Here is a 26,756-nt window from a genome sequence, read left to right as displayed (position 1 = left end):
ACGGCGCTGCCGCACGGGCCGGTTGCGGACCGGGCGCGGGCCGGGTGGCTCTCCGGGGTGTTGCTTGGCCTCCGCGTCCGGTACCCCAGGGAGTCCGGCGGCCCGTCAGCCGGCGCTCTGCGGCGCGTACACGCCGTCGATCCAGCGCTGCCAGGCCGCTTCGGCCCGTCCGGCGTCGGCGGTGCCGTCCTGCGCGCCGTCGAAGAGGTGGATCGTCATACCGACCGGTGCCTTGAAGGCGTTGCGGCCGAAGAAGCGGTAGAGGGCACCGTCGGTGCGCAGGCCGAGGAAGTGCGCGGTGCGGTAGTCGATGACCGCGTCCAGCGGGTCCGTGCCGGGCGGTCCGCCCCGCAGCCGGTCGCCCACGCCCATGGCGTCGGTGACGCCCAGGGCCCGCAGCAGCACCTCGAATCCGTCGGGGGTGCGGGACGCCGCCGGGCCCTGCACATCAGCGAAGGCCGCCGGCCGGCCGGTGAAGAACTCCAGGTACTGGCCGAGGGTGTGCAGGTAGAAGTCGGTGTGCAGGGACGCGCCGTCGTACTGGCCGTCCCAGTCCTCCTCGCTCAGCACCCCGCTGTGGACGTAGCGCAGCACCGCGGTGCCGCCGTCGCGGGCCTCGATGACGTACTCCAGGGCGTTGAACCAGCCGTCTTCGCCGTCCACCCGGACCTCGAAGCGGTGCGGCGGCTCCCAGGCCTTGACCGTGGGGTCGTCCGGGCCTTCCCCACCGACGGCGGGGACCTTCTCGGTCGGGAACATCCACGCGCCGGTGTGCGTGGTGACCGCGGCGAAGACCTCTTCGGGGGCGGCCGGCAGGACGACCTCGCGGCGGATCTCGAACTCTCGGGACATGGCTACTCCTCGGGGGGTGCGGGGGGTGCGGCACCGTCAGCCACCGGGCCCGGTGCGGGCTCGTCCGCGGGGCGGGTGAGGCTGGGGTGGAGGGCGACGATCAGCCGGTGCGGACGGCCGCCGGGCGCCTCCTCGTCGTGGTACTTGGCGACGAGCCCGTTGACGCAGGCGCCGAGCTCCTCGGCGAACGCGGCCCGGTCGGCGGCCGAGGCGAACCGGATCTCGCCGTCGAGGGCGAAGGTGGCCAGCCGCTGCCGGGCCCGGGTGGAACGCTTGATCAGCTCGCCGACCTCGCGCACCAGCCGGGCCGCGAGGGCCAGCAGCCAGCGGGCGGAGAGCTGGTCCGGGGCCCGGCCGGGATCGGGCTCGACGGCGGACAGCGCGGCGGGCGAGATCACATAGGACGCGGCGGTCGCCTGCACGATCCGCTCCGTGACATTGCCCTTGCGGCGCTCCTCGACCAGCTCGACCAGGCCGTGCCGCTCCAGGGCCCGCAGGTGGTAGTTGACCTTCTGCCGGGACAGGCCGACCCGCGCGGCCAGGGTCGTCGCCGAACCCGGTTCGGCGAGCACGGCCAGCAGGCGCGCCCGCACCGGATCCAGGGAGACACCGGCGGCGGCCGGATCCTCGATCACTGCTACATCGATCACCCCCTCAGAGTGCGACCGAAAACTATTGTTGTCAAGGAAGGGAGAGTTGTCGGTGCGGGGCGTCGCAGCGCCGGGGCACGGCGGCGGGGCAGTGGGGCAGTGGGGGGGGTGGGGGTGCGGCCGTGGTGGGCACGTGCGAGCCGGGGCGGGGAGGCGTGAGCGGCTCGGAGGCTGTGAGCGGCCCGGAGGTGCGGGCGGGCCGGGCGGTGCGGCCGGTCAGCCCGGTGGCGCGGGCGGGGCCGGGCGGTGCGGCCGGTGGGCCGGGCGTGCCTGACGCCCGGCCCGGTGCGGCTGGTGCCCGTGCGGCGGCGGCATTACGGGGCGAGCGTTAGGGCGCGAGGGGCATCCGGGAGGCGGCGGCCAGGCCGTCGGTCGCCCTCCCGGGGCACGGTGGTGTCGCGGGGCTCGGTGGTGTTGTCGCCGTAGGAGTCGGCGGGTGTGCGACCAGACCCGGCCCCGGGGGCTGGTCCTGTGAGAGGGCGGATGCGCGGACCCGGGCCCGGCACCGGGGCGGGGTGCTAGGCCGTGTCTCTTCGTTCAGGTAGCTGGTTGTTCGGATCACGCTCAGCAGGGGGGAGCTGACTGACGGCGAGTGGGCAGTGTCGGAGCCGCTGCTCCCGGTGCGCAAGAAACGGTGCGGCCGGTGGCGGGACCACCGGCAGGTGATCAACGGAATCATTCACCGGCTCAGCACCGGGGTGCAGTGGCGGGAGCTTCCCGAACGCTTCGGCCCATGGAAGACCGTCCACAAGCGGCACTTGCTGTGGTCAGCTGACGGCACCTGGGGCAGACTCCTCCAGCACATCCAAGCCGTCGCCGATGCCGAGGGCGATATCGACGGGAACATCAACGTCGACTCCACCCTCGTGCGCGCTCACCAGCACGCCGCCGGAGCACCCAAGAACCCACCGCCTGTGCCACCCGGTTCCTCAAGGGGGGCGCCCCGAAGATCAGTTCACCTGCGCGCACACAGTACCCAACGGCTCCAGCTGGGGGAGGCGGTGCACCAGGCGAGGCCCTCGGCCGCTCCCGCGGCGGCCTGACCACCAAGATTCACGTTGCCGCGGAGGGCCGCTGCCGCCCCTTGTCCCTGCTCATCACGCCGGGGCAGCGGGCGGACTGCACCCAGTTCCAGCTGGTCGTGGACAAGATCCGCGTTCCCCGCACGGGGCTCGGCCGCCCGCGCCGCACCCCGGACAGCGTGGGCGCCGACAAGGCATACAGCAATCGCAAGATCCGCACCTACCTCCGCAAGCGCGGTATCCGGCACGTGATCCCTGAGAAGAAGGACCACAAGGCCGCCCGCCTGCGCCGGGGTTCGCGCGGCGGCCGGCCTCCGGGCTTCGACAAAGCAAGGTACAAGGATCGGAACACGGTGGAACGGGCCATCGGAAAGCTCAAGCAGTTCAGAGCCGTGACCACCCGCCATGACAAGCGCGGGCATGTCTACCTCGGCACGGTGACCGCTGCCGCCCTGCTCATCCGGCTCTGCTCGTGATCATGCGCCGGCGCGCCCGCAGCCTGTTCCCTCTCCTCAGTGCCGCACCAGGCAGAACGGATGCCCTGCCGGATCGGCATAGACACGCCAGCTTCGTCCACCGGAATCGTCGTCCAGCATCCTCGCCCCCGAGGCCAGCACCTGTTCCTGGGCTCGGTCCAGGTCAGCGACACCGAAGTCCAGATGGAACTGCTGAGGCCGGGTCGAGCCGGGCCACTGCGGCGGCATGTAGTCAGCCACCCGTTGGAAGACCAGGACGAGTCCGGACGGCGTGTGCAAGGTCGCCCAGCCGTCGCTCAGGGTCCATCGCCGATCCTCCTGATTGACAGCCCCACCGAGCAGCGCCTGGTAGAACTCGGCAAGTTGCCTCGGCTCGGAACAGTCCAGCACCACGCACTGCAGGTCAGCGATCATGGGCTGATCCTAAGCGGCCGCCAGACAGCCCCGCCCCTCGATATCCCAGATCGCAGCGACAGGCCCTAGGCGTGCCCGGTCATGGCAGGCGGCGCTGGAGGTGTCAGGACGTGGCCGCGGGTGCCGACTCCTGTTCGGCCTCCACCTGCTGGTTCCAGTCGCGCTTGGACGCCTGCCAGCCGTCCTCGTCGTGGCCGGCGCGCCAGTAGCCGGAGAGGGAGAGGGACTCGCGGGGGACGTCCCGCTCGATGCGCAGGAGCCGGCGGAGTTCCTTGACGAAGCCCGCCTCGCCGTGGACGAAGGCCTGGACGCGGCCCGGCGGGAAGTCCAGCGCCCGCACCGCGGCGACCAGGGCGCGGCCCACCGGTGCGGTGCCGCGGTGCAGCCAGGTGATCTCGGCGCCGGCCGGCGCCTCCAGTTCCTGCTGCTCCTCCGGGCCGGCCACCTCGATGAAGGCACGGACCGGGGCGCCGGCCGGGACCCGCGCCAGGGACGCGGCGATCGCCGGCAGTGCGCTCTCGTCGCCCGCCAGGAGGTGCCAGTCGGCGTCGGCCCCGGGGGCGTAGGCGCCGCCCGGGCCGAGCAGGAAGATCTCGTCGCCCGGTCGGGCAGCGGCGGCCCAGGGGCCGGCCAGCCCCTCGTCGCCGTGCACCACGAAGTCCACGGTCAGCTCGCGGGTCCCGGCGTCCCAGGCGCGGACGGTGTACGTACGGGTTCTGGGCCACCGGTGGCGCGGGAAGTCGGCGCGGATCTGTGCGAGGTCGAACGGCTCGGGGTAGTCCACGTCGGGCAGCGGAAAGACCAGCTTGACGTAGTGGTCGGAGAACTCGCCGGCGGTGAACTCCGCCAGCCCGGCGCCGCCGAGCACCACCCGCACCATGTGCGGGGTGAGCCACTCGGTGCGCTGGACCCGGGCGTGGTGCAGGGTCGGCGTCTTGCGGGTCGGACGTTCTGCTGCTGCCACGGCAATCTCCCCTGATGCGTGTGGTTAGGGTTACCTAACTTAACAGGTCATCGATGGAGTGTGACGAGCAGCCGGTGCAGCGCGCCGCCCAGCCCCCACTGTTCGGCCAGTGCCTCCAGCCGCTCGGGGTCGGCCGGTTCGGTGGGCAGCGCGTGGTCGATGTCCGGTACGGCGACGTCGGTGGCGACCTTGACGACCTTCGGGGCGACCTCCAGGTAGGGCCGCGCCTCCAGCAGGCGCGCCCGCTGGGCGGGGGTCACCTTGGTGGCGGGGTCCTCGGCGGCGGCCACGATGCCCGCGAGATCGCCGTAGGTCGCCAGCAGCTTGGCGGCGGTCTTCTCGCCGATGCCGGGCACCCCCGGCAGGCCGTCGCTGGGGTCCCCGCGCAGCAGCGCCAGATCGGCGTAGCCGGGGCCGTCCACCCCGTACTTCTCGCGCAGCAGCGCCTCGTCGGTGAGCTGGAGCGTGCCGACGCCCTTGAGCGGGTACAGCACGCGGATCCCGCGCCGGTCGTCGACGAGCTGGAAGAGGTCGCGGTCGCCGGTGACGATGTCCACCGGGCCGTCCGCCCGCGTGGTCAGGGTGCCGATGATGTCGTCGGCCTCGTAGCCGGCCGCGCCGATGCGGGCGATGCCCAGCGCGTCCAGCACCTCCTCGATGACCGGGACCTGTGGCGAGAGGGAGTCCGGGATCTCCTCCTCGTCAGGCTCGGCGGATCCGGCCGGGGCCTCCTCGGCGACCCGGTGCGCCTTGTACGAGGGGATCAGGTCGACCCGCCACTGGGGGCGCCAGTCGAAGTCCATGCAGGCGACCAGGTCGTCGGGGTGGTGGTCCTGGACGAGGCGGGCGATGAAGTCCAGCAGGCCGCGCACCGCGTTCACCGGAGTCCCGTCCGGGGCCTTGACTGATTCCGGTACCCCGAAATAAGCGCGGAAGTAGAGGGAGGCGGTGTCGAGGAGCATCAGGCGTCGATTCACACCTCGCATGATGCCGTATGCCCCAAACGTCACGGCGATGTGATCTGGAACACCGTTGTGTTTGAGCCAGATAAAGAGGGGCAGGCGCGCATCCGGAGCTGAACCCGGTTGGAATGCACCATTTCGCCGGTGATGGCGGGCGGAACCCGTCCCGCTCCACGACCTGCCTGCGGGGGTGGCAGGTCGTTCGACGTTCGACAAGAGAGGTCTATGTGTCCAGGCTGCAAGCCGAGCACTTGTACAAGGTGTTCGGCAGAAGACCCGAGGACGCGGTACGCGCACTCGAAGCCGGTGCCGATCGGGACGAGTTGCGGGCCGAAGGCACCACCGCCGCGGTGATCGACGCCTCGATCGAGGTCGGTGAGGGCCAGATCTTCGTCGTCATGGGTCTGTCCGGCTCCGGTAAGTCGACGCTGCTGCGCATGCTCAACGGGCTGTTGGAGCCGACCGCGGGAACCGTACGGTTCGACGGCCAGGACCTCACCTCGCTCAGCGACAAGGAACTGCGCGCCGTCCGCTCCCGGAAGATCTCCATGGTCTTCCAGCACTTCGCGCTCTTCCCGCACCGCAGCGTGCTGGAGAACGCCGGCTACGGCCTTGAGGTGCAGGGCGTGCCGCGCGCCGAGCGCGAGCGGCGGGCCGCCGAGGCGCTGGCCCTGACCGGCCTGGAGGGCTGGGAGAAGTCCTGGCCCGACGAGCTGTCCGGCGGTATGCAGCAGCGCGTCGGCCTGGCCCGGGCGCTGGCCACCGACGCGGACCTGCTGCTGATGGACGAGTCCTTCAGCGCGCTCGACCCGCTGATCCGCCGGGACATGCAGGACCAGCTGCTGGAGCTGCAGAAGACCCTGAAGAAGACCATCGTCTTCATCACCCACGACCTCAACGAGGCGATGCGCCTGGGCGACCGGATCGCGGTGATGCGGGACGGGCGGATCGTGCAGACCGGCAGCGCCGAGGACATCCTCGTGCGCCCCGCCAACGACTATGTGGCGTCCTTCATCCAGGACGTGGACCGCAGCCGGGTGCTGACCGCCGGCGCGGTGATGACGGAGGTCGGAACGGTGCTCGGCGCCACCACCCCCGACGGCGCGACGCTGGGTACCGCCGCGGAGTTCCGGGCCGCCGCGCCCGCCACGGTCGGGGTGGACACCCCGCTCGCCGACCTGTTCGCGCCCTGCTCCTCCTCCGCCGTGCCGGTCGCGGTGACCGACGCCCAGGGAGACCTGGTCGGTGCCGTACCGGCCGAGCGGCTGCTGGCCGTGCTCGGCGAGTCGGCACCGGAGCCGGACGCGGCGGCTGCCGGCATCCCCGGACAGCCCGGGGCGAAGACCGCACCGGAGCGGTCCGCCGAGCGCGGGGCCGGGAACGACGAGCCCGAGGGCAAGGTGAGCGCCGATGCCTAGGATCCAGATAGGCAGCTGGGCGAACGACGCCGTCAACTGGTTGCGGGACAACCTCGACTGGCTGTTCACCCTCATCACCAAGGTCCTCAACGGCCTCTACGACGCCATCCACACCGTGCTGGCCGCCCCCGAACCGCTGCTGCTGGCCGGCATCTTCGCGGTGCTTGCCTGGTGGCTGCGCGGGCTGCCGGCCGCCCTGCTCACCTTCGTCGGGTTCGCCCTGATCGACTCGATCGAGCAGTGGGGCCCGACCATCGAGTCGCTCTCCCTGGTGCTGGTGGCCTGCCTGATCACGGTCGTGGTCGCGGTGCCGCTGGGCATCTGGGCGGCCCGCAGCCGGGTCGTCGGCGGGGCGCTGCGCCCGGTCCTGGACCTGATGCAGACCATGCCGGCGATGGTCTACCTGATCCCCGGCATCCTCTTCTTCGGCCTCGGTGTCGTCCCCGGCATCGTCGCCACCATCGTCTTCTCCATGCCGCCCGCGGTCCGGATGACCGAGCTCGGCATCCGGCAGGTGGACGGGGAACTGGTCGAGGCCGCGGAGGCGTTCGGCACCCACCCGCGCAGCACGCTCTTCCGCGTCCAGCTGCCGCTGGCGCTGCCCACCATCATGGCCGGAATCAACCAGGTCATCATGCTGGCGCTGTCCATGGTCGTGATCGCCGGCATGGTCGGCGGCGGCGGCCTGGGCTCCTCCGTCTACAACGCGATCAGCTCGGTCAATGTGGCGCTGGGCGCCGAGGCCGGCCTCGCGGTGGTCATCCTCGCCATGTACCTGGACCGGATGACCGGCGCGCTCAACCAGCGGGTCTCCCCGCTCGGCCGGCGGGCGCTGGCCAAGGCGCAGGCCTCGCTCGGCGGGCTGAAGTTCCTGCACTGGCGGCCCGCCACCTCGGTGGCGATGGTCGGCGTGGTCGTGCTGGCGCTGCTCGCCGGCGGGATGGGCTACTTCGGCAAGGGCGGCGGCGCGGCCGGCGGCGGCAACGGCCGCCCGATCAGCCTCGGCTACGTCAACTGGGACGAGGGCAAGGCCACCACCTACCTCTGGAAGGAGATCCTGGAGGAGCGCGGCTACAAGCCCAAGGTGCAGGCCCTGGAGGCCGGTCCGCTGTTCGCCGGGCAGGCCCGTGGCGACATCGACGTACAGACCAACGCCTGGCTGCCGACCACCCACGCCTCGTACTGGAAGAAGTACAAGGACCACCTGGAGGACCTCGGCGCCTGGTACGACAAGACCTCGCTGGAGATCGCGGTGCCCTCGTACGTCAAGGGCGTCAAGACCCTCGACGACCTCAAGGGCAAGGCCGGCGAGTTCGGCGGGAAGATCACCGGCATCGAGCCCGGCGCCGGCGAGATGAAGATCCTCAAGGACAAGGTCCTCAAGGACTACGGCCTGGACGGCGCGTACAAGGTGCAGGAGTCCAGCACCGCGTCGATGCTCAGCGAGCTCGACCGCTCCGTCCACCAGAAGAAGCCGATCGCGGTCACCCTGTGGTCGCCGCACTGGGCGTACGACAAGTACCCGCTCACCAAGCTGAAGGACCCCAAGGGCTCGTTCGGCTCCGGCGACAGCCTGCACCTGCTCGGCCGCAAGGGCTTCGCCAAGGACGAGCCCGAGGTCGCCACGTGGATGAAGAACTTCCACCTGGACGAGAAGCAGCTCACCAGCCTGGAGAACGACGTCAAGAACGCCGGCGAGGGCCATGAGCAGGACGGTGTGCGCACCTGGCTGAAGAAGAACCCCGGCCTGGTCGACAAGGTCGCGCCGTCCGCCAAGGCCACCTACGCCAAGGGCAAGGATGCCGGCAAGGCGCCCAACATCGGCTACCCGGCGTGGGACGAGGGCATCGCCACCACCTACCTGTGGAAGAACGTCCTGGAGAAGCGCGGCTACAAGCCGAACATCCGCAACCTCGACATCGGGCCGATGTGGACCGGGCTGTCCACCGGCCAGATCGACGTGGAGACCGACGGTTGGCTGCCGGTGGCGCAGAAGCAGTACTGGGACACGTACAAGAAGGACCTGGTCGACGTCGGGCCGTGGTACGACAAGACGTCGCTGGAGATCGCGGTGCCCTCGTACGTCAAGGGCGTGAAGACCCTCGACGATCTGCGTGCCCACAAGGACGAGTTCAAGGGCAAGATCATCGGGATTGAGCCGGGCACCGGCGAGATGAAGCGGCTCAAGGACACCGTCGCCCCGGCCTACGGGCTCCAGGACTTCGAGGTCACCTCGGCCGGCACCAGCGCGATGCTGGCGGAGCTGGACCGGGCGTACCACAAGAAGGAGCCCGTCGCGGTGGTGCTGTGGTCGCCGCACTGGGCCTACAGCAAGTACAAGCTGACCAAGCTCGCCGACCCCAAGGGCACCTGGGGCGCCAACAACCAGATCAAGACGCTCGGCAACAAGAGCTTCCCGAAGAAGTTCCCGGAGTTCCACCGCTGGCTGAAGAACTGGAAGATGACCCCCGACGAGCTCGGCAGCCTGGAGAAGGACATCCAGGACGCCGGCAAGGGCAACGAGAACAAGGGCGTCGACAAGTGGATCGCCGACCACCCGGGCGTCGTCGACAAGATGGCCCCGGTGAAGTGACCGCCCACGGCGGGTGGTTCACCCGCTGAGGCACCCCTTGAAGCACCCTTTGGTGGGCCCGCTCCCGGACGACCGGGAGCGGGCCCACCGCGTTCTCCCAGTCACCCGATCGGCCGCGCACGGCTGGCCGGGCGGCCCTGCGGGTGCTTCGCTGAGCCGTGTGAAGTCCGCCCGCTCCGCCGCCGTCGCCCTGCTCAGCGCCGCCGCGCTGGGCGTCGCCGCGCCTGCCGCCCGGGCGCGGGTCGATCCGGACCCGGTGGCGGCCGGACAGCGGGTGAGCATCAGCGACGGACGGCAGTGCGCCTCTTCCTGGGGCGCGCGGGCGGCCTCCCCGCTCTTCGGTGCGGTGGTGCTGCGGCCCGGCGCTCATGGGATGGCCGCCGATGCCCGGGTCGCCGTGCGGGCGGAGCCGGGCCGCTACCCGGTCACCATCGAATGCGCCCCGGGCGGCGCGACGTTCACCGAGACCGTGACGGTGCGCGGCGGGGAGATCGAGGGCATCGGCATGGCCCAGGCGGCGGGCGGGCTGGCGCTGCTGGTGCTGGCCGGCGGCGCCGGGTATCTGCTCCGCCGGCGCGGTGCCGCAGCGCGCTCCTGAGACGCGGGCCGCGGCCGTCCGTACCGTGGGCGGATGACCTCTCACAGGCCCGTCCGGCGCGTGGTGTCCCTGGTGCCCTCCCTGACCGAAGCGGTGGCCGAGAGCGCCCCCGATCTGCTGGTCGGCGTCACCGACTGGTGCAGCCACCCGGCCGGGCTGACGGTCGCCCGGATCGGCGGCACCAAGAACCCCGACACCGCCGCCGTCACCGCCCTGGCGCCCGATCTGGTGATCGCCAACGAGGAGGAGAACCGCCCGCAGGACCTCGCGCTGCTCCGGGCCACGGGGCTCGACGTCCTGGTGACCGAGGTGCGGAGTCTGGCGGGGGCGTTCGCCGAGCTGCACCGGGTGCTCGTCGACGGCTGTGGGCTGCCGCGGCCCGGGTGGCTGGACGCCGCCGAGGCCGCCTGGCGCGACCTGCCGGCGCCGCCGGCCGAGCGGGCCGCGGTGGTGCCGATCTGGCGGCGGCCGTGGACGGTGCTCGGCCGGGACACCTTCGCCGGGGACCTGCTGGCCCGCCTGGGGGTGCGCAACCTCTACGCGGGGCACGCCGACCGCTATCCGCGGATCCCCCTCGCCACCCTTCTGGCCGCCCGGGCCGACCTCGTCGTCCTCCCCGACGAGCCGTACCGCTTCACCGCCGCCGACGGCCCCGAGGCGTTCCCCGGGCTGCCCGCCGCACTGGTCAGCGGCCGCCATCTGACGTGGTACGGACCGTCGTTGACCGAGGCCCCGGACGTCCTGGCCGGCGCGCTCGCCGCCGCTGACTGACGCTGTGTCAACCACCGTGGGCCGGCCCCGCAGTCGGCCCGCGGAGGTGGGGGAGGACACTGGTCCCGGCGGCGGCCCGACCGGCTGCCGAACGGGTGGAAGGAGAAGGCGTCATGGTGCGCCGGCGCAGTGCCGTTTCCTATGCGGTGATCGTCGTTCTGGCCTCGTGGGCGGTGGGGAAGGCGGTGGACCTGCTCTCCTCCCTCGGGGCGGAGGGGAAGGTCTGGGCGGCGGACACCTGGTCGCCCCGGGAGGCGGTCTTCGTGGTGTGCGCGGTCGTGGCGCTGGCGGTGGCCCGCCGGCTCTCCGCACCGGTGCCGCGGTGGCGGGCGGTCGCCGTCGACGGGAGCCTCTACAGCGCGGTGCTGCTGGTGGTGGCGGTCGGCGAGGCCGTGGTGGCCGGGGACGCGGCGCCGGCGGACTACGGGTTCCTCCGGCTGACCCTGGCGCTGATACTGCTGCAGATCCCGGCGGCGCTGCTGCTGTCGGGGTGGCGCTCGGGGTATCTGACGGCGGCCCCGCGGGACACCGCGGGGCCGGGCCGGCGCACCGGAGAGCCGGACGGCATCTCCTGACGCAACGTCAAGGGCGAGGAGAGCGAAGGAACTAGATTCAAGGAGTGTGAGAAGGAAGCCCCTTCATGGCCTCGCCGCGGTCGACGATAACAGTCAGGCGGGAACCAGGTCACGCAGATTTCCGGGCGTGATCACCCGGGAGTCCGGGTGCAGGCCCTCGGGGCGGTCCAGCCCGATGAAGGTCACCGGGCCGTCCGGCAGCGCGCCGCCGTCCCACAGGGTCATGGACGGGGCCCGGTCGGCCACCAGGTCGGCGAGGTAGCCGACGGTCAGGTACTCGCGCTCGATCATCCCGCGCAGCAGCGTCGCGACCGATACCCGGTTGCCCTCGACCTGGTTGGAGGTCGGTGTGCCCTTCAGGTAGAGGTGCAGCCAGTGGGCCCGCCAGCGACCGTCGTTGCCGCGCTGGAACGCCAGCGGCAGCGCGACCCGGCCCGGCCCCCGCAGCTCCGACTTCATCCGGACGGTGCGCGGTTCGAAGGGGCGGCCCTGCTGTGCGGCGTCGCGCAGCATGAAGCCGAAGAACGACTCCGCGACCTCCTCGAAGCACTCGCCCGCGTAGATGTTGACCTGAGGGACGATGAAGGTGCCGCGCACCGAGCCCAGCCGCAGGTTGATGAACTCCGAGGCGCCGTTGGGGGCGTCGGTGATGTCGCCGGAGTGCTCGCCCCCGACGTTGCGGAGCGCGGTGTACGACAACCAGGACACGGTCGCGTAGCGGCCGTTGAGCAGCAGCGCCGACAGGTCGTAGTCCGTCGGCTGGAAGGTCTGCTTCCAGTAGACGAAGAAGCGCAGCAGCTCGCCGTCGACCGGGGAGACGGAGCCGCGCGGCAGCACCCCCAGGCCGGAGGTGGTCGCCCTGCCGCTGAGGGGGAGGGCGACGTCCAGGACGTCGGGGTCGATCAGCAGGTGGCCCGGGTCGGGCAGGCGGCGGCGGACCTCGGCGTCCAGGATCGCGGTCAGCCGCTTGCGCTCCGGCGGCGGCACGGGCCGGCGGGTGTCGGCGGTGACCCAGGCGCGGCCGAGGCGGTTGACGAAGACCCGGCGCTTGCCCCGCTTCCCGGAGCGGTTGTGCAGGTGCTCACGGACCGACAGCACGACCCGGCCGGAGACCTGGGGGGCGACCCGCTCGGCGGCGGCCACCACGGCGTCGCGCTCCTCCTGGGTGCGGGCCGTGCGCAGCAGCCGGTCCAGGGCGCGGAACAGCTTGCCGGGCGCGGTGCTCAGCTGCTCCACCGCGCCGGTGACGTCCTTTCTTCTGCCCAGGAGTTCCTCGACGCGGCCGTCGAGGGAGCGGGCCTCCCGCTCACCGCGGGCGACCGCGAACACCGCGGCGGCGCCCGGCCAGCGCGGGTACTCGTGCGGGTGGAGGCGTTCGCCCAGGCGCTTCCACCGCTCGCGGTGCGCGGGCACGTCGGCGAGCTTGCCGGGGGCCGCGGCGACCACCCCGTCCAGCCCGGCGAGCAGGGCCCGCCGGACCGGCCGGGGAAGCGCCCGGAAGCGGGTCGGTTCCTGGAGCGTCACATCGCCGTCCGACAGCGCGCAGGCCAGCCGGAGCACATCGGTGACGGTGTCCAGCAGGAGGTCCGCGCCGACGCCCAGGCGGGCCGCGTTGACCACGGCGCGGTTCTCCCGGATCGGTATCTCCTCGGGCTGCGGGCCGTCGACCCGTGCGGCGGCGAGGGTCCGCAGGTCGGCGAGGTGCTCGTCGCCCAGCGGGGTGGTGCTGCCGGCCAGGGCGAGGTACGCGGCGGTGACCTCGTCGTCCAGGACACCTCCCAGGTGCAGCACGGTCATCCGGTCGCCGGCCGCCGCTATCAGCTCGTCGTGGACCGCGAGCATCTCGGCATAGGTGTGGCGGTAGTTGCCGTAGGTGGGGAGGGTGAGCAGGTCCAGCACGCCGCTGCGCAGCTGGGTGGCGGTGGCGTCGCGGGTGGCATCGTCGGCCAACGCCGCGGCGATGCACTCCTGCCAGAAGTCGAAGGTGTCGGGCACCTGGGTCGGGAAGTCCCGGAAGTAGACGTTGTGTTGGACGTGGTCGCCGACCATGGCGCGGGCCGCGTCCAGCGCGAGCACGGCCGTCTCGACGACCGTGGCGGCGGACAGGCCCGACAGGTGGGCCAGCAGGTCCGTGGAGAGTTTGAAGCCCACCGACATCAGGGCGGCGTCGAGCTGCCGCGCCACGACGTCGCCGTCCCCGGTGGGTCCCGTGGGACAGGGGAGGCGGTGGGTGTGCCGGATGATCAGTGAGGCGAGACCGTGTCCCATTCCGCCATGATCCCAGACCGTGCGGCGCCCACGCAGTGGATTTCCCGCGGGGCGGCCCTCCCGGCGCCGGCGCGGCCGGAGTGCGGTGCCCCCGCGCCAACAAGGCGCCGAGCGGGGTCAGTTCGCGGCGAATCCGTCCAACAGGCGGTCCAGGAAACGAGTGAAGGTCGCCTCGGGGGTGGCCGGGTGGGCGGGGGCGGCGAGGGCCTCGGCGAGCTCCGGGTGGTGGCCGTCCGCCGCGACCGCGCCAAGGTAGCGGGCCTCGGCCGCGGCCCGGCCGGGGGAGCGCGCGGCGTCCGCCTGCGCGATCTCGTGCCCGACGTGACCGGAGACGAAGCCGGTGAGCTGGGCGAAGGCCTCCAGCCGCGCCGCGCCGTCCAGTCCGGTGGGCCGCAGGGCGGCCAGCGCGTGTTCCAGGAAGGCCAGCGCGTTCGGGCCGAGCGACCTCCGGGTGGTCAGGGTGCCGGGCAGCCACGGGTGCCGCAGCATCAGGGCGCGCTGGTGGTGGCCGATGGCCCTCAGATCGACGCGCCAGTCTCCGGTGAGCGGCGCCGGCGCGGGCGGCTCGCCGCTGACGTGATCGACCATCAGCTCCAGCAGCGTCTCCTTGTCGGGGGCGTAGCTGTAGAGCGACATCACACCGGCCCCGACCTGCGCGGCGACCCGCCGCATGGTGACCGCTTCGAGCCCCTCCGCGTCCGCCAGGGCGACCGCAGCCGCGGTGATCGCCGCGCGGCTGAAGGCCGGTCTGCGGCCCCGGCCGGACCGGGCGGGGCTCAGCCAGAGCTGCTGGGGATCGACGCTCGCGGCACCGGATCCGCCGTCACGGGTCACGGTCTGGGGTCCTTTCTCCGGGGCGGCCCTTGCGGAGGCCATCCAAGCATCCCTTATTCTCGTACATCGTACGTAAATTCTCGCGTACGCACCGAGGGAGGCAACCATGACCACAGCTCCGCACGGCGCCGGCACCCGGCCAGCCTGGGCACCGCCGCCCGGGAAACCGGCGCTGTCCGCACGGATGATGAGGGCGACCTGGCGCGGCCTGCCGGCCAAGCGGTACGACGTGGGGTGGGAGCCGGGGCTCGTGGTGCCGGCCGCCGACGGCAGCGGGCTGTGCACCGACCACTACTTCCCGCGCGCCCAGGGCGACTTCCCCACCCTCCTGGTGCGCTCGCCGTACGGCCGGGGCGTGCCCTGGTCCCCCATGTACGGCCTGCTCTTCGCCGAACAGGGCTTCCACGTCGTCCTGCAGAGCTGCCGCGGCACCGGCGGCTCGGGCGGCCGGTTCGACCTGTGGCGCAACGAGGCCGCCGACGGCCGGGCCACGGTGTCCTGGCTCCGCGAACAGCCCTGGTTCAACGGGGTGCTGGGCACCGTCGGCCCCAGCTATCTGGGGTACGTCCAGTGGGCGCTCGCCCTGGACCCGCCGCCGGAGCTGAAGGCGATGGCGGTACAGGTGGGCCTGCACGACCCGCACGCCATGTTCCACACCGACGGTGCGCTCCGCCTGGAGAACGCGCTGGTCGTCGGCGTCGGAATGACCTACCAGCACCGGGGGGTGGGGCCGTTCGCGAGGGCGACGCTGCGCCTGCACCGCCGGATGCGCCGGATGAGCCCCGCCCGGCCGCTGCACGGGAAGGCGGTGTCCGGCCTCGCCGCCGAGGTGCCGTGGCTGGACGGGGCGATGGCGCACCCCGACCCCCAGGACCCGTACTGGGACGGCGCCAGCCTGGCCGGGGCGGCGGAGCGGCTGCGCGTGCCCGTCAGCCTGGTCACCGGATGGCACGACGGACTGGTCGACCAGACCTTCGGGCAGTACCACCGGCTGCGCCGGGCCGGGTGCCCGACCGCCCTGCTCGTCGGCCCCTGGACCCACACCACCGCCCTCCAGCAGGGCTGGCCCGAGGTGTTCGGCGAGACCCTGGCCTGGCTGCGTGCGCACCTGTGCGACGACGACTCCGGGCTGCGCCCCACCGGCGTCCGGGTGCACGTCGGCGGCGAGGACGGCGGGGGCGCCTGGCGGGACCTCGACCACTGGCCGGAAGCGCCGGCAGTGACCCCGTGGTTCCCCACCTCGGACGGCCATCTCGTCGGGCAGGCCCCCACCGACGGCGCGCCCGTGGCGTCCTTCCGCTACGACCCGGCCGACCCCACCCCCTCCGTCGGCGGCCCCCTGCTCACCCCCACCGCCGGGGCGCGCGACAACGGGGCGCTGGAGGCCCGGGAGGACGTGGTGACGTTCACCGGCCCGCCGCTTCAGGCCCCGCTGGACGTCCTCGGCCCGGTCGCCGCCCGGCTGACCGTCGCCACGGACACCGGCCACGCCGATGTCTTCGCCCGCCTGTGCGAGGTGGACCCACAGGGCCGCTCCACCAATGTCTGCGACGGGCTGGCCCCGTTGCGGACGGAAGGGCTCGGGCCCGCGGAGGTCACCGTGCCGATGGGCGCCACCGCCCACCGCTTCGCCGCCGGGCACCGCGTCCGCTGGCAGATCAGCGGCGGCGCCCATCCGCGTTTCGCCCGCCACCCCGGCACCGGGGAGCCGCGGCTCGACGCCGCCCGCCTCGCCCCCGTACGGATCACCCTCCATGCGGACTCGGCGCTGCTGCTGCCCGACGGCGGGGCGGAACCCGGGGACGGAACCCACGACGCTCCGAAGGAAGCGCCCAAGGCCTAGCCCGGCGGGGCGAGCAGCCGGCCGCGGACCAGGCCGTCCGCGGTCCGGGTGCCGGTCACCGCCACCGCCGTCACCAGGACGGCGAACAGCCCCACGGCCAGCCAGTCGAAGGCGGCGAGTCCGGTGTGCCGGGCCAGGCCGGCCGCGCCGGTGACACAGGTGCCGAGCGGGAAGGTGAAGCCCCACCAGGTCATTGCGAAGCCCATGCCCCGGCGCCAGGCGCGGACCACCATCGCGGTCGCGAGCGCCAGCCACAGCAGGGCGAAGCCCATCACCGGCACCCCGTAGAGGACCGCGAAGGCCGCCATGGCGTGGGCGGTCGGGGCGTCCACCGCGCCGGGTGCGGCACCGGCGAGGTTGCCCACCGCGGTGGTCGACTGGCCCAGCGGACCGAGGACGAGGAAGAGCGTGGGGGTCAGGGCGAGGGGCAGCGGGCCGTGGTGCAGGAGCCGGGACACCACCAGGGGCAGCACCAGCAGCGTGGCCAGCAGGGACATCCCGAACAGGGCGTAGCAGGCGAGCAGCAGCGCCCGCTGCCACGGGCCGGCCGGCAGGTGGGGCACCAGGGCGGGCCCCAGCGCCGCCGAGACCATGGGGGCGACCAGCGGCAGCAGCCAGACCGGGGAGGCGCTGCCCGGCTCGATGCGGTGGCGGGTCACCATCAGGTACGGGATCCCGACGGCGGCCGCCAGCCCCAGCAGCGTGCCCAGCGTCCACAGCACCGCGTCGACGGCCACCGCGGCCGGCTCGCCGAGCACGTCCCGGCCGACCGCGAGGGTGCCGCCGCCGACCGCCAGCACGGCCATCGCCAGACACCCGTAGAACGGTGCGACGGCCGGGTCCCCGAGGTGGCGGCGGGCCTGGTCGGAGTGGCGCAGCCAGTGCACGGCCCGGGCGGTGAACAGCGTCAGCAGCAGCAGCGCCGACAGCGCCCAGACGACGCGGTAGCCGGTGTGCAGAACGGGCGAGGTGAGCGGCAGGGCCGTGCCGGCGCTGGCGACGATGGCCGTTCCCATGACGGCGGCGTACCAGTTCGGCCCGAGCTGGCGGACGCCGCCCGGTGGGCGCGGGGCGGCGGGGTCGGGGGCGGTACGGGAAGGTGCGTGCGTGAGAGCTGCCATGCGACGAGCCTCACCGGCCGGCACGGCCGCCACCAGGGGCATCGTGTCTATGAGGGCATAAGCTGGGGTTATGTGTCGTGGGGTAGTGAGGGGTGTGGGGGAGCGATGAGCGAGGACGGGCCGGCGGTGCCGCTGGCGCACCGGGTCCCGGACCTGGGGGCGCTGGAGCTGCTGCTCGCCGTCGCCCGGCTCGGCAGCCTGGGGCGTGCGGCGCGGGACCGCGGGATCAGCCAGCCGGCGGCCAGCAGCCGGATCCGTTCCATGGAGCGGCAGTTGGGCGTGGCGTTGGTCGAGCGGTCGCCGCGCGGCTCACGGCTGACCGACGCCGGGGCGCTGGTGACGGACTGGGCGCGGCGGGTGGTGGAGGCCGCCGAGGCGTTCGACGCGGGTGCCCAGGCGCTGCGGGCGCGCCGGGACTCGCGGTTGCGGGTGGCGGCGAGCATGACGATCGCCGAGTACCTGCTGCCGGGCTGGCTGATCGCGCTGCGCGCCGAGCTGCCCGGCACCGCCGTGTCGCTGCTGGCGGGGAACTCCAGCGTGGTGGCCGGGCGGCTGCTGGCGGGCGAGGCGGACCTGGGGTTCGTGGAGGGGCTCCAGGTGCCGGCCGGGCTGGACGGAGCGGTCATCGGGCACGATCGGCTGGTCGTGGTGGCCGCCCCCACGCATCCCTGGGCCCGGCGCCGCAGCGGGCTGACCGTCGCCGAACTGGCCGCGGCGCCGCTGATCCTGCGCGAGCGCGGCTCGGGCACCCGGCAGGTGCTGGACGCGGCGCTCGCCGCGCACGGCGGGCTGGCCGAGCCGCTGCTGGAACTCGCCTCGACCACCGCGGTGAAGGCCGCCGTGGTCAGCGAGGCCGCGCCCTCCGTGCTCAGCGAGCTCGCGGTGGGAGAGGAGCTGACCGCCCGGCGGCTGGTGGAGATCCCGGTGCGCGGGCTGCGGCTGGGCCGTGAGCTGCGTGCCGTGTGGCCGGCCGGTCAGCGGCCGGCGGGGCCGGCCCGCCGGCTGCTGGGGCTGACCCGCACCCCGTCCTGACGCCCTGAGCCCGGCTCGCCGCCCCGGGGGCTCGGCCTCACTGCCCCCGGGACCCGACCCGCTGCCCCGGGGCACGGCCCACTGCCCCCGGGGCACGGCGCGCGCTCCCGGGGGCGGGGCAAGGGCCGTGCCCCGGGGCAGCGAGGGTCACGCTCCGGTGGATGACTCCCCGCGCGCCGCCGCCACCAGCGCGTCCATCACGCGGGTGTCGTCGCCGGCCTCCGGGTGCCACTGCACCGCCAGGGCGAAGCCGGGCCCGTCCGGCAGCTCCACGGCCTCGATGGTGCCGTCCTCCGCGTACGCCGAGACCAGCAGTCCGCCGCCGAGCCGGTCCACCGCCTGGTGGTGGTACGTCGGCACGGAGACCGGCTCCGGCAGGGTGCGGCCCAGCAGCGTCCCCGGCACCGGCTTGACGGTGTGCTGCTCGAAGACCCCGGGTGCCCCCGCATGCCCGTCGAGGTGCTGGACGAGGGTGCCGCCGAGCGCCACGTTCAGCAGCTGGAGCCCGCGGCAGATGCCCAGCAGGGGCACCCCGCCGGCCAACGCGGCCTCGATCAGGGCCAGTTCCCAGGCGTCCCGGTCCAGGGCCGGCGGCCCGGTCCGGGGGTGCGGCTCCGCGCCGTACCGCGCCGGCGCCACGTCCGCGCCGCCGGCGATCACCAGCCCGTCCAGCCGGGCCACCGCGGCCGCGGCCGCCGCCGGATCGTCCGGGGGCAGCAGCGCGGCCAGGCCGCCCGAGCGCTGCACCAGCTTGGGGTATCCGGCGGGCACCAGGGCGGCGGGCAGTGACCACACCCCCCACCGGGCGTCTTCCTGGTACGTGCTGATGCCGATGAGGGGCTGGGACATGGGGTGTGGTCCTCCGTGTGCGGTAGGGGCGGTGCGGGACGGGCGGGGCCGGCCGGTGTCCCCGGCCGGCCCGGTGTCCCCGGTGGGTCGGTCAGTCGCGCTCCAGCTCGGCCTCCGCCGCCGCCAGCGCCGCGAACTCCTCCTCGGGAGCCGAGGCCACCAGCCGGTGCCGGGAGTAGAGCGCGAAGTACGCCAGCGCCACGCCGTAGACGCCGAGCGCGATGAACGCGGCCTCCTTGTCGACCAGGAACGTCGCGGCCAGCGCCGAGCAGGCCAGGACGAACGCGACCGACGAGGTCAGCATGCCGCCGGGGGTGCGGTACGGGCGCGCCAGGCCGGGCTCGCGGCGGCGCAGCACGATGTGCGAGAGGGCCATCAGCGCGTACGAGATGGTCGCGCCGAAGACCGCCACGTTCAGCATCCGGGCGCCGTCGCCGGTGGCCGCGGCCAGCGCGAAGCCCAGTGCACCGGGCACCAGCAGGCCCAGGTAGGGGGCCTTGCGGCGGCTGGTCAGGGACAGGAACCGGGGGAGGTAGCCGGCCCGGGAGAGCGCGAACAGCTGCCGGGAGCCGGCGAAGATCAGGGAGAAGAAGGACGCCACCAGGCCGGCCAGGCCCGCGTAGTTGACGATCCGGCTGACGGTGGTCGGCTTGCCGGCCGGCTGCAGCGCCTGGACCAGCGGGTCGCCCACCGACTGGATCGCGGCCGAGCCCCGGGCACCGGTCGCGGCGACGAAGGTGATCAGTGCGAGCAGCAGCAGGATGCCCATCGCGGCGGCCATCGCCTTGGGCAGCGAGCGCGCGGGGTCCTTGGTCTCCTCGGCGGCCAGCGGTACGCCCTCCACGCCGAGGAAGAACCACATGCCGAACGGGAAGGCCGCCCAGATCCCCAGGACGCCGAACGGCAGCCAGGAGTTGGCGCCGAACGCCCCGGCCTTGACCGGGATGTCATTGAGGGTGTCCACGTGGAAGTCGGTGAGTGCGGCGATGGCGAAGACCACGATCGCGGCGACCGCGATGGCCGTGACGATCAGGCTGAAGCGCAGCGCCTCGCCGACGCCCCACAGGTGGATGCCGATGAAGATCACGAAGCAGGCCAGATAGACCGGCCAGCTGGAGTGCAGTCCGAAGAGGCCGAGCGATTCGACGTAGTCGCCGATGAAGATCGAGATTGCGGCGGGGGCCAGCACGTACTCGATCAGGATGGCGGTACCGGTCAGGAAGCCGCCCCAGATACCCAGCGCCCGCCGGGCGAAGCCGTAGCCACCGCCCGCGGTGGGCAGGATCGACGCCAGCTCCGCCAGCGCGAAGACCAGACAGGTGTACATCAGGCCCATCAGGACGGCGGCGAGCGCCAGGCCGCCGAAGCCGCCCTGCGCCAGTCCGTTGTTCCAGCCCGAGAAGTCGCCGGAGACGACATAGGCGACGCCCAGGCCGGTCAGCAGCAGCGGTCCCGCGCTGCCGCGGCGCAGCGTCCGGCGCTCCAGATAGGTCTCGTCGGGCGCGGCGCCGCCGCCCGGGGGAGTGCCGCCCGCCGAAGCGCCGGGCGGTGCGGTCTTCGATTCCGTGCTGTCGGCCATGAGCCGCTCCTGCCTCGCCGAGGGGGAAATCGAGCAAAGGTTCAGCGGCATACCTTTGTCGCGGGTGCCACTCCGGCGCAAGACCTCTGCGTAAAAGATTGGTGAACGGGGCCTGGCGCCGCACACGGCCGGGCACCGACCGTCACGGCGGGCCGGGCGCCGGCGTCACGACGAGGGGCTGGTCAGGAAGCCGCGCAGCAGCGCCGCGGTCCCGCAGCAGTGCTCCCGCATCACCTCGCGGGCCCCGTCCGCATCGCCCTCCAGTACCGCCTCCACCAGCGAGGCGTGCTGGGCCTGGGAGTGCTCCAGGTTGCGCACCAGTAGCGGGATGCAGTCCAGCAGGTCGTTGACGGAGGCCCGGACCGCCGCGTACTGGGCGGCCAGCGACGGGGAGCCGGAGAGCTCGGCGAGGGTCAGGTGCAGCAGGGTGTCGCTGCGGCGGTAGTCGGCGAGCGGGGCGTCCTGGGTCGCGGCCAGAGCCTTGCGCAGCCGGTCGGCCTGCGCACTGGTCAGCCCGTGGGCCGCGCACAGCCCGGCCGCGCCCACCTCCAGCACCTCCCGGAACCGCAGGGTGTCCTCGACGTCGACCTTCGCGATCCGCCGGCGCAGCTCGGCCTCGCCGGGGTTCTCGGTGCGCACCCGCACGAAGGTGCCGCCGTAGCGTCCGCGCCGGCTCTCCACCAGGCCCTCGTCCTGGAGCACCTTGAGCACCTCGCGCAGGGTGACCCGGCTGATCTGTAGCCGCTCGGCCAACTCCCGCTCGGCGGGCAGCCGTTCGCCCTGGGGAACCAGGCCGAGCCGGACGACCTGGAGTATCTGCTCCAGCGCCTCCTCGAAACCGTTGCCCGCCCGCACCGGCCGCAGCACCGGTGCCAGCCGGTCAGCCGCACCGTTCATCGGAACCCCTTCCCATTTAATGGTTCGTGTGCCTACCTTATGACCTCTCGGATGCAGTGACAGGAGGCAACACCGTGGCAGACCGCACGCCCCCACTCTCCGTCGAGGAGCTCAGGGTCCTCGTCGACGCCGGGGAGATCGACACTGTCGTCCTCGCCTTCACGGATATGCAAGGCAGGCTCCAGGGCAAGCGGTTCGCGGCCCGATATTTCCTCGACACCGTCCTCGAACACGGCACGGAGGGCTGCAACTACCTCCTCGCCGTGGACGTCGATCTCAACACCGTAGACGGCTACGCCATGTCCTCCTGGGAGCGCGGCTACGGCGACTTCGCCATGCACGGCGACCCCGGTACCCTGCGCCGCACCCCCTGGAACCCGGGCACCGCGCTGATCACCGCCGACCTGGCCTGGCACGACGGCTCCCCGGTCGTCGCCTCGCCCCGGCAGATCCTGCGCCGCCAGCTGGACCGCCTCAGCCAGCTGGGACGGGACCGCACGGGCCGCGGCTGGCGCGCCTTCGCCGGCACCGAGCTGGAGTTCATGCTCTTCAAGGACTCCTACGAGGACGCCTGGTCCCGCGGCTACCGCGGTATGAACCCCGCCAACCAGTGGAACGGCGACTACTCCGTCCTGGGCACCGGCCGCGTCGAGCCCGTCCTGCGCCGGATCCGCAACGAGATGGGCGCGGCCGGGATGACCGTGGAGTCCGCCAAGGGCGAGTGCAACCTCGGCCAGCACGAGATCGTGTTCGTCTACGACGAGGCGCTCACCACCTGCGACCAGCACAGCATCTACAAGACCGGCGCCAAGGAGATCGCCGCCCAGGAGGGCATGGCGCTCACCTTCATGGCGAAGTACGACGAGCGCGAGGGCAACTCCTGTCACATCCACCTCTCGCTCCAGGACGAGGACGGCCGCCCGGTGCTGGCCGACGACGACGGCCCGTACGGCATGTCGAAGACGATGCAGCACTTCCTGGCGGGCCAGGTCGCCGCGATGCGGGACTTCACCCTGCTCTACGCGCCCAACATCAACTCCTACAAGCGCTTCCGCCCCGGCTCCTTCGCGCCCACCGCCGTCGCCTGGGGCCCCGACAACCGCACCTGCGCCCTGCGGGTGGTCGGCCACGGCCGCGCCCACCGGCTGGAGAACCGGCTGCCCGGCGGCGATGTGAACCCCTACCTCGCGGTCGCCGGCATGGTCGCGGCCGGCCTGTACGGCATCGAGCACGAGCTGGAGCTCCCCGACGCCACCACCGGCAACGCCTACACCGGCGATGCCGCGCACGTGCCCACCACCCTGCGTGCGGCCGCCGAGCTGTGGGAGAACAGCGCCATCGCCCGCGAGGCCTTCGGCGACGAGGTCGTCGACCACTACCGCCACATGGCCCGCGTCGAGCAGGACGCCTACGACGCCGCCGTCACGGACTGGGAGCGCTTCCGCTCCTTCGAGCGCATGTGAGGAACCACCACCCGTGTTGCACGAGCTGAAGATCATCAACCCGGCCACCGAGGACGTGGTGGCCACCGTCCCCACCACCTCCCCGGAGGAGGTCGACGCCGCGGTCCGCAGGGCCGCCGCCGCCCAGCAGGCCTGGGCCGCGGTGGCGCCCGGCGACCGGGCCCGGCTGCTGCGCCGCTTCGCCGACGTCGTCGACGCGCACATCGAGCCGCTGGCCGCGCTGGAGCTGAAGGAGGCCGGGCACCCGCTGGGCAACGCCCGCTGGGAGGCGGGCAACGTCCGCGACCTGCTGCACTACGCGGCCGGCGGGGTGGAGCGGCTGAACGGCACCCAGATCCCGGTGGCCGGCGGCCTGAACATCACCGTCCAGGAGCCGCTCGGTGTGGTCGCCGTGATCGCCCCCTGGAACTTCCCGATGCCGATCGCCGCCTGGGGCGCCGCACCCGCGCTCGCCGCCGGCAACGCCGTCCTGCTCAAGCCCGCCGAGACCACCCCGCTCACCGCGCTGCGGCTCGCCGAACTCGCCCTGGAGGCCGGGCTCCCCGAGGGCCTCTTCGCGGTCCTGCCCGGCGAGGGCCCGGTCACCGGCACCGCCCTGGTCGACCACCCCGGCGTCGCCAAGGTCGTCTTCACCGGCTCCACCGCCACCGGCCGGCAGATCGCCGCCCGCTGTGCCACCCAGACCAAGCGGCTCACCCTCGAACTCGGCGGCAAGAGCCCCAACATCGTCTTCGCCGACGCCGACGTGGCGGCCGCCGCGGCCGCCGCCCCGGGCTCCTTCCTGGACAACACCGGCCAGGACTGCTGCGCCCGCAGCCGCATCCTCGTCCAGCGTTCCGTCTACGACCGCTTCATGGAGCTGCTGGAGCCCGCCGTCAAGGCGTTCACGGTCGGCGACCCGGCCGACCCGGACACCCAGATGGGGCCGCTGATCTCCGCCGCCCAGCGCGAGCGGGTGCGCTCCTACGTCCCCGAGGACGCCCCGGCCGCCATCCGCGGGTCGGCGCCCGCCGGTAAGGGCTTCTGGTACCCGGCCACCGTCCTGGAGGGCCGCCCCGACGACCGCTCCGCCGTCGAGGAGATCTTCGGCCCGGTCGCGGTGGTCCTGCCCTTCGACGACGAGGCCGAGGCGGTACGGCTCGCCAACGCCACCGACTACGGCCTGTCCGGTTCCGTCTGGACCCGGGACGTCGGCCGCGCGCTGCGCGTCTCGCGGGGTGTCGCCGCCGGCAACCTCTCCGTCAACTCCCACAGCAGCGTGCGCTACTGGACCCCCTTCGGCGGGTTCAAGCAGTCCGGCCTCGGCCGTGAGCTGGGCCCGGACGCGCTCGCCGCCTTCACCGAGACCAAGAACATCTTCATCAGCACCGAGCCCCGCACCGAGGAGAGCAAGTGACCGACCAGACCGCAGTGTGCCGCCGCCTCGTCGGCCGTACCGCCGTGATCACCGGAGCCGGCAGCGGCATCGGCCTGGCAACCGCCCGCCGCCTGGCCTCCGAAGGCGCCAACGTCGTCTGCGCCGACATCGACGAGGTGGCCGGCAAGGCCGCCGCCGAGGAGGTCGGCGGCACCTTCGTCAAGGTCGACGTGACCGACTCCGAGCAGGTCGAGGCGCTCTACAAGACCGCCTTCGAGACCTACGGCTCGGTCGACATCGCCTTCAACAACGCTGGCATCTCGCCGCCCGACGACGACTCCATCCTCACCACCGGCCTGGACGCCTGGAAGCGCGTCCAGGAGGTCAACCTCACCTCCGTCTACCTCTGCTGCAAGCACGCCCTGCCCTACATGCAGCGGCAGGGCAAGGGCTCGATCATCAACACCGCGTCGTTCGTGGCCGTGATGGGCGCCGCCACCTCCCAGATCAGCTACACCGCCTCCAAGGGCGGCGTGCTGTCGATGTCCCGCGAACTGGGCGTGCAGTTCGCCCGCGAGGGCATCCGGGTCAACGCGCTGTGCCCGGGGCCGGTCAACACCCCGCTGCTCAAGGAGCTGTTCGCCAAGGACCCCGAGCGCGCCGCGCGCCGTCTGGTGCACGTCCCGGTCGGCCGGTTCGCCGAGCCCGAGGAGATCGCCTCCGCGGTGGCCTTCCTCGCCAGTGACGACTCCTCGTTCGTTAACGCGGCCGAATTCCTGGTCGACGGCGGCATCGCGGGCGCGTACGTCACCCCGCTGTAAACGCCTGCTGTTCACCTCGGTGTCAGCGCCATGGCGGCCGGACGTCGCACGACGCCCGGCCGCCATGCGTTAGCGTCCGCCTTCGGATCCTCGTTCGACAGGAGTGCGTTCCATGCCCAACATGCGTCGCTGGCTGGCAGCAGGGGCTGCCCTCGCGGTGGTGGGAGGCGGCCTCGCGGTCGCCCAGTCGGCCACCGCCGAACCGGCACCGCGGCACTGCCCCACGCTCCACGTGAGCAAGGGCTGGTACGGCGACAACCGTGCCAAGCTGCAGAAGATGATCGACGAGCGCGGCAGCTGCTCGGGATCCGGCGGCGCCCGCCCGGTCGCCACCTTCGACTGGGACAACACCGTCGTCAAGAACGACATCTCCGACGCCACGCTGGCCTGGATGCTGCGGCACGACAAGGTGCTCCGCCCCGCCAGCTGGAAGGCCACCAACAAGTGGCTCACCGACGACGCCGCCCGCGCCCTCACCACGGCCTGCGGCACCTCGGTCCCGGCCGGCCGCCCGCTGCCGACGTCCACCGACACCGGCTGCACCGACGAGATCCTCGACGTCTACCAGGACGCCAAGACCTCCACCGGCAAGGCGGCGTTCGAGGGCACCTGGAACCACCGCCGCACCGTGCCCGGGTACGTCTGGATCACCCAGCTGTTCGCCGGCCACAGCCCCGCGCAGCTGACCGCCTTCGCCCGCGCCGCCCGCGCCGAGAACCTCGCCGCGCCGATCGGCACGGAGCAGAAGGTCGGCACCCACACGATGGAGGGCTACGTCCGCTACTACGCCCAGCAGCGCGACCTCATCGCCACCCTCAAGAAGGCCGGCTTCGACGTCTACATCGTCTCCGCGTCGGCCGAGCCGCTGGTCCGCGCCTGGGCGCCGGGCGTGGGCATCGACCGCGCCCACACCATCGGCATCCGCAACCTCATCCGCGACGGCAGGCTCACCACCGGTGTCCAGGGCTGCGGCGACGTCAAGGACACCAACGGCGACGTCCTGACGTACATGGACGGCAAGCGCTGCTGGATCAACCAGGAGATCTTCCACGTCAAGGGCGCCAAGGCCTGGCAGCAGCAGGACCGGGCGCACCGCCCCGCCTTCGCGGCCGGCGACGCCGAGACCGATGTGACCTTCGTCGGTGACGCCACCGCCGGACACCTGGCCCTCAACCGCAACAAGGCCGAGCTGATGTGCCGGGCCTACGACAACAGCGACCACCGCTGGCTGATCAACCCGATGTTCATCGAGCCCAAGAAGCGCCAGGCCGACCCGTACCCGTGCGCCAGCACCGGCTACACCCGGCCGGACGGCACCCCCGGCCCGGTCCGCCGCGCCGACGGCTCGGTGGTCCCCGACCAGCAGGACACCGTGTACTGAGCCCCTTCGGGGCAGC

General features: G+C 72.9%; 22 protein-coding genes and 1 pseudogene. 12 read left to right on the top strand and 11 right to left on the bottom strand.

Annotated features, from left to right (window positions below):
- Positions 1 to 105 precede the first annotated feature (105 nt).
- On the bottom strand, positions 106 to 852 hold the full coding sequence (locus AB0G84_RS19245) for an SRPBCC domain-containing protein (RefSeq protein ID WP_361321677.1): 747 nt from the start codon (positions 850 to 852) through the stop codon (positions 106 to 108).
- Between the two features lie 2 nt (positions 853 to 854).
- Positions 855 to 1,502 (bottom strand): helix-turn-helix domain-containing protein, encoded by a 648-nt coding sequence (locus AB0G84_RS19240; RefSeq protein ID WP_361321675.1) that lies wholly within the window; start codon positions 1,500 to 1,502, stop codon positions 855 to 857.
- A gap of 557 nt (positions 1,503 to 2,059) precedes the next feature.
- Between AB0G84_RS19240 and AB0G84_RS19235 the strand changes: the two are divergent.
- A pseudogene (locus AB0G84_RS19235) lies at positions 2,060 to 3,000 on the top strand (IS5 family transposase).
- 36 nt (positions 3,001 to 3,036) lie between these two features.
- Here AB0G84_RS19235 and AB0G84_RS19230 read toward each other — a convergent pair.
- The 3 genes from AB0G84_RS19230 to AB0G84_RS19220 all read right to left on the bottom strand — a co-directional run bounded on the left by AB0G84_RS19230 (position 3,037) and on the right by AB0G84_RS19220 (position 5,340).
- Positions 3,037 to 3,414, bottom strand: coding sequence for a VOC family protein (locus tag AB0G84_RS19230; RefSeq protein WP_361321673.1), 378 nt, complete (start codon positions 3,412 to 3,414; stop codon positions 3,037 to 3,039).
- 103 nt (positions 3,415 to 3,517) lie between these two features.
- Positions 3,518 to 4,378 (bottom strand): siderophore-interacting protein, encoded by an 861-nt coding sequence (locus tag AB0G84_RS19225; RefSeq protein ID WP_361321671.1) that lies wholly within the window; start codon positions 4,376 to 4,378, stop codon positions 3,518 to 3,520.
- A 47-nt stretch (positions 4,379 to 4,425) separates the two neighbouring features.
- Positions 4,426 to 5,340 carry a 5'-3' exonuclease gene (locus AB0G84_RS19220; protein ID WP_361322046.1) on the bottom strand — a complete coding sequence of 305 codons (915 nt, stop codon included), beginning with the start codon at positions 5,338 to 5,340 and terminating at the stop codon, positions 4,426 to 4,428.
- A gap of 227 nt (positions 5,341 to 5,567) precedes the next feature.
- Here AB0G84_RS19220 and AB0G84_RS19215 point away from each other — a divergent pair, with 227 nt between their 5' ends.
- From AB0G84_RS19215 to AB0G84_RS19195, 5 genes are all read left to right on the top strand, one after another.
- Positions 5,568 to 6,758 (top strand): glycine betaine/L-proline ABC transporter ATP-binding protein, encoded by a 1,191-nt coding sequence (locus tag AB0G84_RS19215; RefSeq protein WP_361321669.1) that lies wholly within the window; start codon positions 5,568 to 5,570, stop codon positions 6,756 to 6,758.
- The gene (locus AB0G84_RS19210) at positions 6,751 to 9,351 is read left to right on the top strand and encodes an ABC transporter permease/substrate binding protein (RefSeq protein WP_361321667.1); all 2,601 of its coding nucleotides are present in this window, start codon (positions 6,751 to 6,753) and stop codon (positions 9,349 to 9,351) included. The genes AB0G84_RS19215 and AB0G84_RS19210 overlap by 8 nt, the downstream gene beginning before the upstream one ends.
- Before the next feature lie 160 nt (positions 9,352 to 9,511).
- Positions 9,512 to 9,949 carry a hypothetical protein gene (locus AB0G84_RS19205; RefSeq protein ID WP_361321665.1) on the top strand — a complete coding sequence of 146 codons (438 nt, stop codon included), beginning with the start codon at positions 9,512 to 9,514 and terminating at the stop codon, positions 9,947 to 9,949.
- A 33-nt stretch (positions 9,950 to 9,982) separates the two neighbouring features.
- Entirely contained in the window at positions 9,983 to 10,720 is a 738-nt protein-coding gene (locus AB0G84_RS19200; RefSeq protein ID WP_361321663.1) for a helical backbone metal receptor, read from the top strand.
- A gap of 113 nt (positions 10,721 to 10,833) precedes the next feature.
- Entirely contained in the window at positions 10,834 to 11,295 is a 462-nt protein-coding gene (locus tag AB0G84_RS19195; RefSeq protein WP_361321661.1) for a hypothetical protein, read from the top strand.
- Between the two features lie 93 nt (positions 11,296 to 11,388).
- On the opposite strand, the gene AB0G84_RS19190 is transcribed toward AB0G84_RS19195, so the two are convergent.
- Together AB0G84_RS19190 and AB0G84_RS19185 are read right to left on the bottom strand one after the other, a co-directional pair.
- A complete protein-coding gene (locus AB0G84_RS19190) occupies positions 11,389 to 13,563 on the bottom strand; it encodes a hypothetical protein (protein ID WP_361321659.1) in 2,175 nt (724 codons plus the stop codon).
- 117 nt (positions 13,564 to 13,680) lie between these two features.
- Positions 13,681 to 14,397 (bottom strand): TetR/AcrR family transcriptional regulator C-terminal domain-containing protein, encoded by a 717-nt coding sequence (locus AB0G84_RS19185; RefSeq protein WP_361321657.1) that lies wholly within the window; start codon positions 14,395 to 14,397, stop codon positions 13,681 to 13,683.
- Positions 14,398 to 14,503: 106 nt separating this feature from the next.
- Between AB0G84_RS19185 and AB0G84_RS19180 the strand changes: the two genes are divergently transcribed.
- Positions 14,504 to 16,240, top strand: coding sequence for a CocE/NonD family hydrolase (locus tag AB0G84_RS19180; protein WP_361321655.1), 1,737 nt, complete (start codon positions 14,504 to 14,506; stop codon positions 16,238 to 16,240).
- Here the strand turns inward: AB0G84_RS19180 and AB0G84_RS19175 are convergent.
- Positions 16,237 to 17,361 (bottom strand): TDT family transporter, encoded by a 1,125-nt coding sequence (locus AB0G84_RS19175; protein ID WP_361321653.1) that lies wholly within the window; start codon positions 17,359 to 17,361, stop codon positions 16,237 to 16,239. The genes AB0G84_RS19180 and AB0G84_RS19175 overlap by 4 nt on opposite strands.
- 105 nt (positions 17,362 to 17,466) lie before the next feature.
- On the opposite strand from AB0G84_RS19175, the gene AB0G84_RS19170 reads away from it, so the two are divergent.
- On the top strand, positions 17,467 to 18,393 hold the full coding sequence (locus AB0G84_RS19170; RefSeq protein ID WP_361321651.1) for a LysR family transcriptional regulator: 927 nt from the start codon (positions 17,467 to 17,469) through the stop codon (positions 18,391 to 18,393).
- Between the two features lie 147 nt (positions 18,394 to 18,540).
- Here the strand turns inward: AB0G84_RS19170 and AB0G84_RS19165 are convergent, their stop codons facing one another.
- The 3 genes from AB0G84_RS19165 to AB0G84_RS19155 all read right to left on the bottom strand — a co-directional run bounded on the left by AB0G84_RS19165 (position 18,541) and on the right by AB0G84_RS19155 (position 21,718).
- Positions 18,541 to 19,242, bottom strand: coding sequence for a gamma-glutamyl-gamma-aminobutyrate hydrolase family protein (locus tag AB0G84_RS19165; protein ID WP_361321649.1), 702 nt, complete (start codon positions 19,240 to 19,242; stop codon positions 18,541 to 18,543).
- A gap of 91 nt (positions 19,243 to 19,333) precedes the next feature.
- Positions 19,334 to 20,821, bottom strand: a complete 1,488-nt coding sequence (gene eat, locus AB0G84_RS19160; RefSeq protein ID WP_361321647.1) for an ethanolamine permease — start codon at positions 20,819 to 20,821, stop codon at positions 19,334 to 19,336.
- Positions 20,822 to 20,986: 165 nt separating this feature from the next.
- The gene (locus tag AB0G84_RS19155) at positions 20,987 to 21,718 is read right to left on the bottom strand and encodes an FCD domain-containing protein (protein ID WP_361321645.1); all 732 of its coding nucleotides are present in this window, start codon (positions 21,716 to 21,718) and stop codon (positions 20,987 to 20,989) included.
- Between the two features lie 74 nt (positions 21,719 to 21,792).
- Here AB0G84_RS19155 and AB0G84_RS19150 point away from each other — a divergent pair, with 74 nt between their 5' ends.
- From AB0G84_RS19150 to AB0G84_RS19135, 4 genes are all read left to right on the top strand, one after another.
- On the top strand, positions 21,793 to 23,181 hold the full coding sequence (locus AB0G84_RS19150) for a glutamine synthetase family protein (protein ID WP_361321643.1): 1,389 nt from the start codon (positions 21,793 to 21,795) through the stop codon (positions 23,179 to 23,181).
- Positions 23,182 to 23,194: 13 nt separating this feature from the next.
- Positions 23,195 to 24,577 (top strand): aldehyde dehydrogenase family protein, encoded by a 1,383-nt coding sequence (locus AB0G84_RS19145; RefSeq protein ID WP_361321641.1) that lies wholly within the window; start codon positions 23,195 to 23,197, stop codon positions 24,575 to 24,577.
- Positions 24,574 to 25,359, top strand: coding sequence for a 3-oxoacyl-ACP reductase (locus AB0G84_RS19140; RefSeq protein WP_361321639.1), 786 nt, complete (start codon positions 24,574 to 24,576; stop codon positions 25,357 to 25,359). Before AB0G84_RS19145 ends, AB0G84_RS19140 begins: the two co-directional genes overlap by 4 nt.
- A gap of 112 nt (positions 25,360 to 25,471) precedes the next feature.
- Positions 25,472 to 26,740: a haloacid dehalogenase-like hydrolase gene (locus tag AB0G84_RS19135; RefSeq protein ID WP_361321637.1), complete on the top strand. Its 1,269-nt coding sequence runs from the start codon at positions 25,472 to 25,474 to the stop codon at positions 26,738 to 26,740.
- Positions 26,741 to 26,756: the final 16 nt, after the last annotated feature.

It is taken from the genome of Streptomyces sp. NPDC020742 (assembly GCF_040641675.1).
Classification (GTDB): domain Bacteria; phylum Actinomycetota; class Actinomycetes; order Streptomycetales; family Streptomycetaceae; genus Streptomyces.
This window is presented reverse-complemented; position numbering and strand designations above follow the sequence as displayed.

Coding starts and splice junctions, on each gene's coding strand:
- AB0G84_RS19245 (WP_361321677.1), bottom strand. CDS start 852: ATGTCCCGAGAGTTCGAGATCCGCCGCGAGGTCGTCCTGCCGGCCGCC.
- AB0G84_RS19200 (WP_361321663.1), top strand. CDS start 9,983: ATGACCTCTCACAGGCCCGTCCGGCGCGTGGTGTCCCTGGTGCCCTCC.
- AB0G84_RS19135 (WP_361321637.1), top strand. CDS start 25,472: ATGCCCAACATGCGTCGCTGGCTGGCAGCAGGGGCTGCCCTCGCGGTG.
- eat (WP_361321647.1), bottom strand. CDS start 20,821: ATGGCCGACAGCACGGAATCGAAGACCGCACCGCCCGGCGCTTCGGCG.
- AB0G84_RS19165 (WP_361321649.1), bottom strand. CDS start 19,242: ATGTCCCAGCCCCTCATCGGCATCAGCACGTACCAGGAAGACGCCCGG.
- AB0G84_RS19220 (WP_361322046.1), bottom strand. CDS start 5,340: ATGCTCCTCGACACCGCCTCCCTCTACTTCCGCGCTTATTTCGGGGTA.
- AB0G84_RS19170 (WP_361321651.1), top strand. CDS start 17,467: ATGAGCGAGGACGGGCCGGCGGTGCCGCTGGCGCACCGGGTCCCGGAC.
- AB0G84_RS19175 (WP_361321653.1), bottom strand. CDS start 17,361: ATGGCAGCTCTCACGCACGCACCTTCCCGTACCGCCCCCGACCCCGCC.
- AB0G84_RS19230 (WP_361321673.1), bottom strand. CDS start 3,414: ATGATCGCTGACCTGCAGTGCGTGGTGCTGGACTGTTCCGAGCCGAGG.
- AB0G84_RS19195 (WP_361321661.1), top strand. CDS start 10,834: ATGGTGCGCCGGCGCAGTGCCGTTTCCTATGCGGTGATCGTCGTTCTG.
- AB0G84_RS19190 (WP_361321659.1), bottom strand. CDS start 13,563: ATGGGACACGGTCTCGCCTCACTGATCATCCGGCACACCCACCGCCTC.
- AB0G84_RS19210 (WP_361321667.1), top strand. CDS start 6,751: ATGCCTAGGATCCAGATAGGCAGCTGGGCGAACGACGCCGTCAACTGG.
- AB0G84_RS19180 (WP_361321655.1), top strand. CDS start 14,504: ATGACCACAGCTCCGCACGGCGCCGGCACCCGGCCAGCCTGGGCACCG.
- AB0G84_RS19155 (WP_361321645.1), bottom strand. CDS start 21,718: ATGAACGGTGCGGCTGACCGGCTGGCACCGGTGCTGCGGCCGGTGCGG.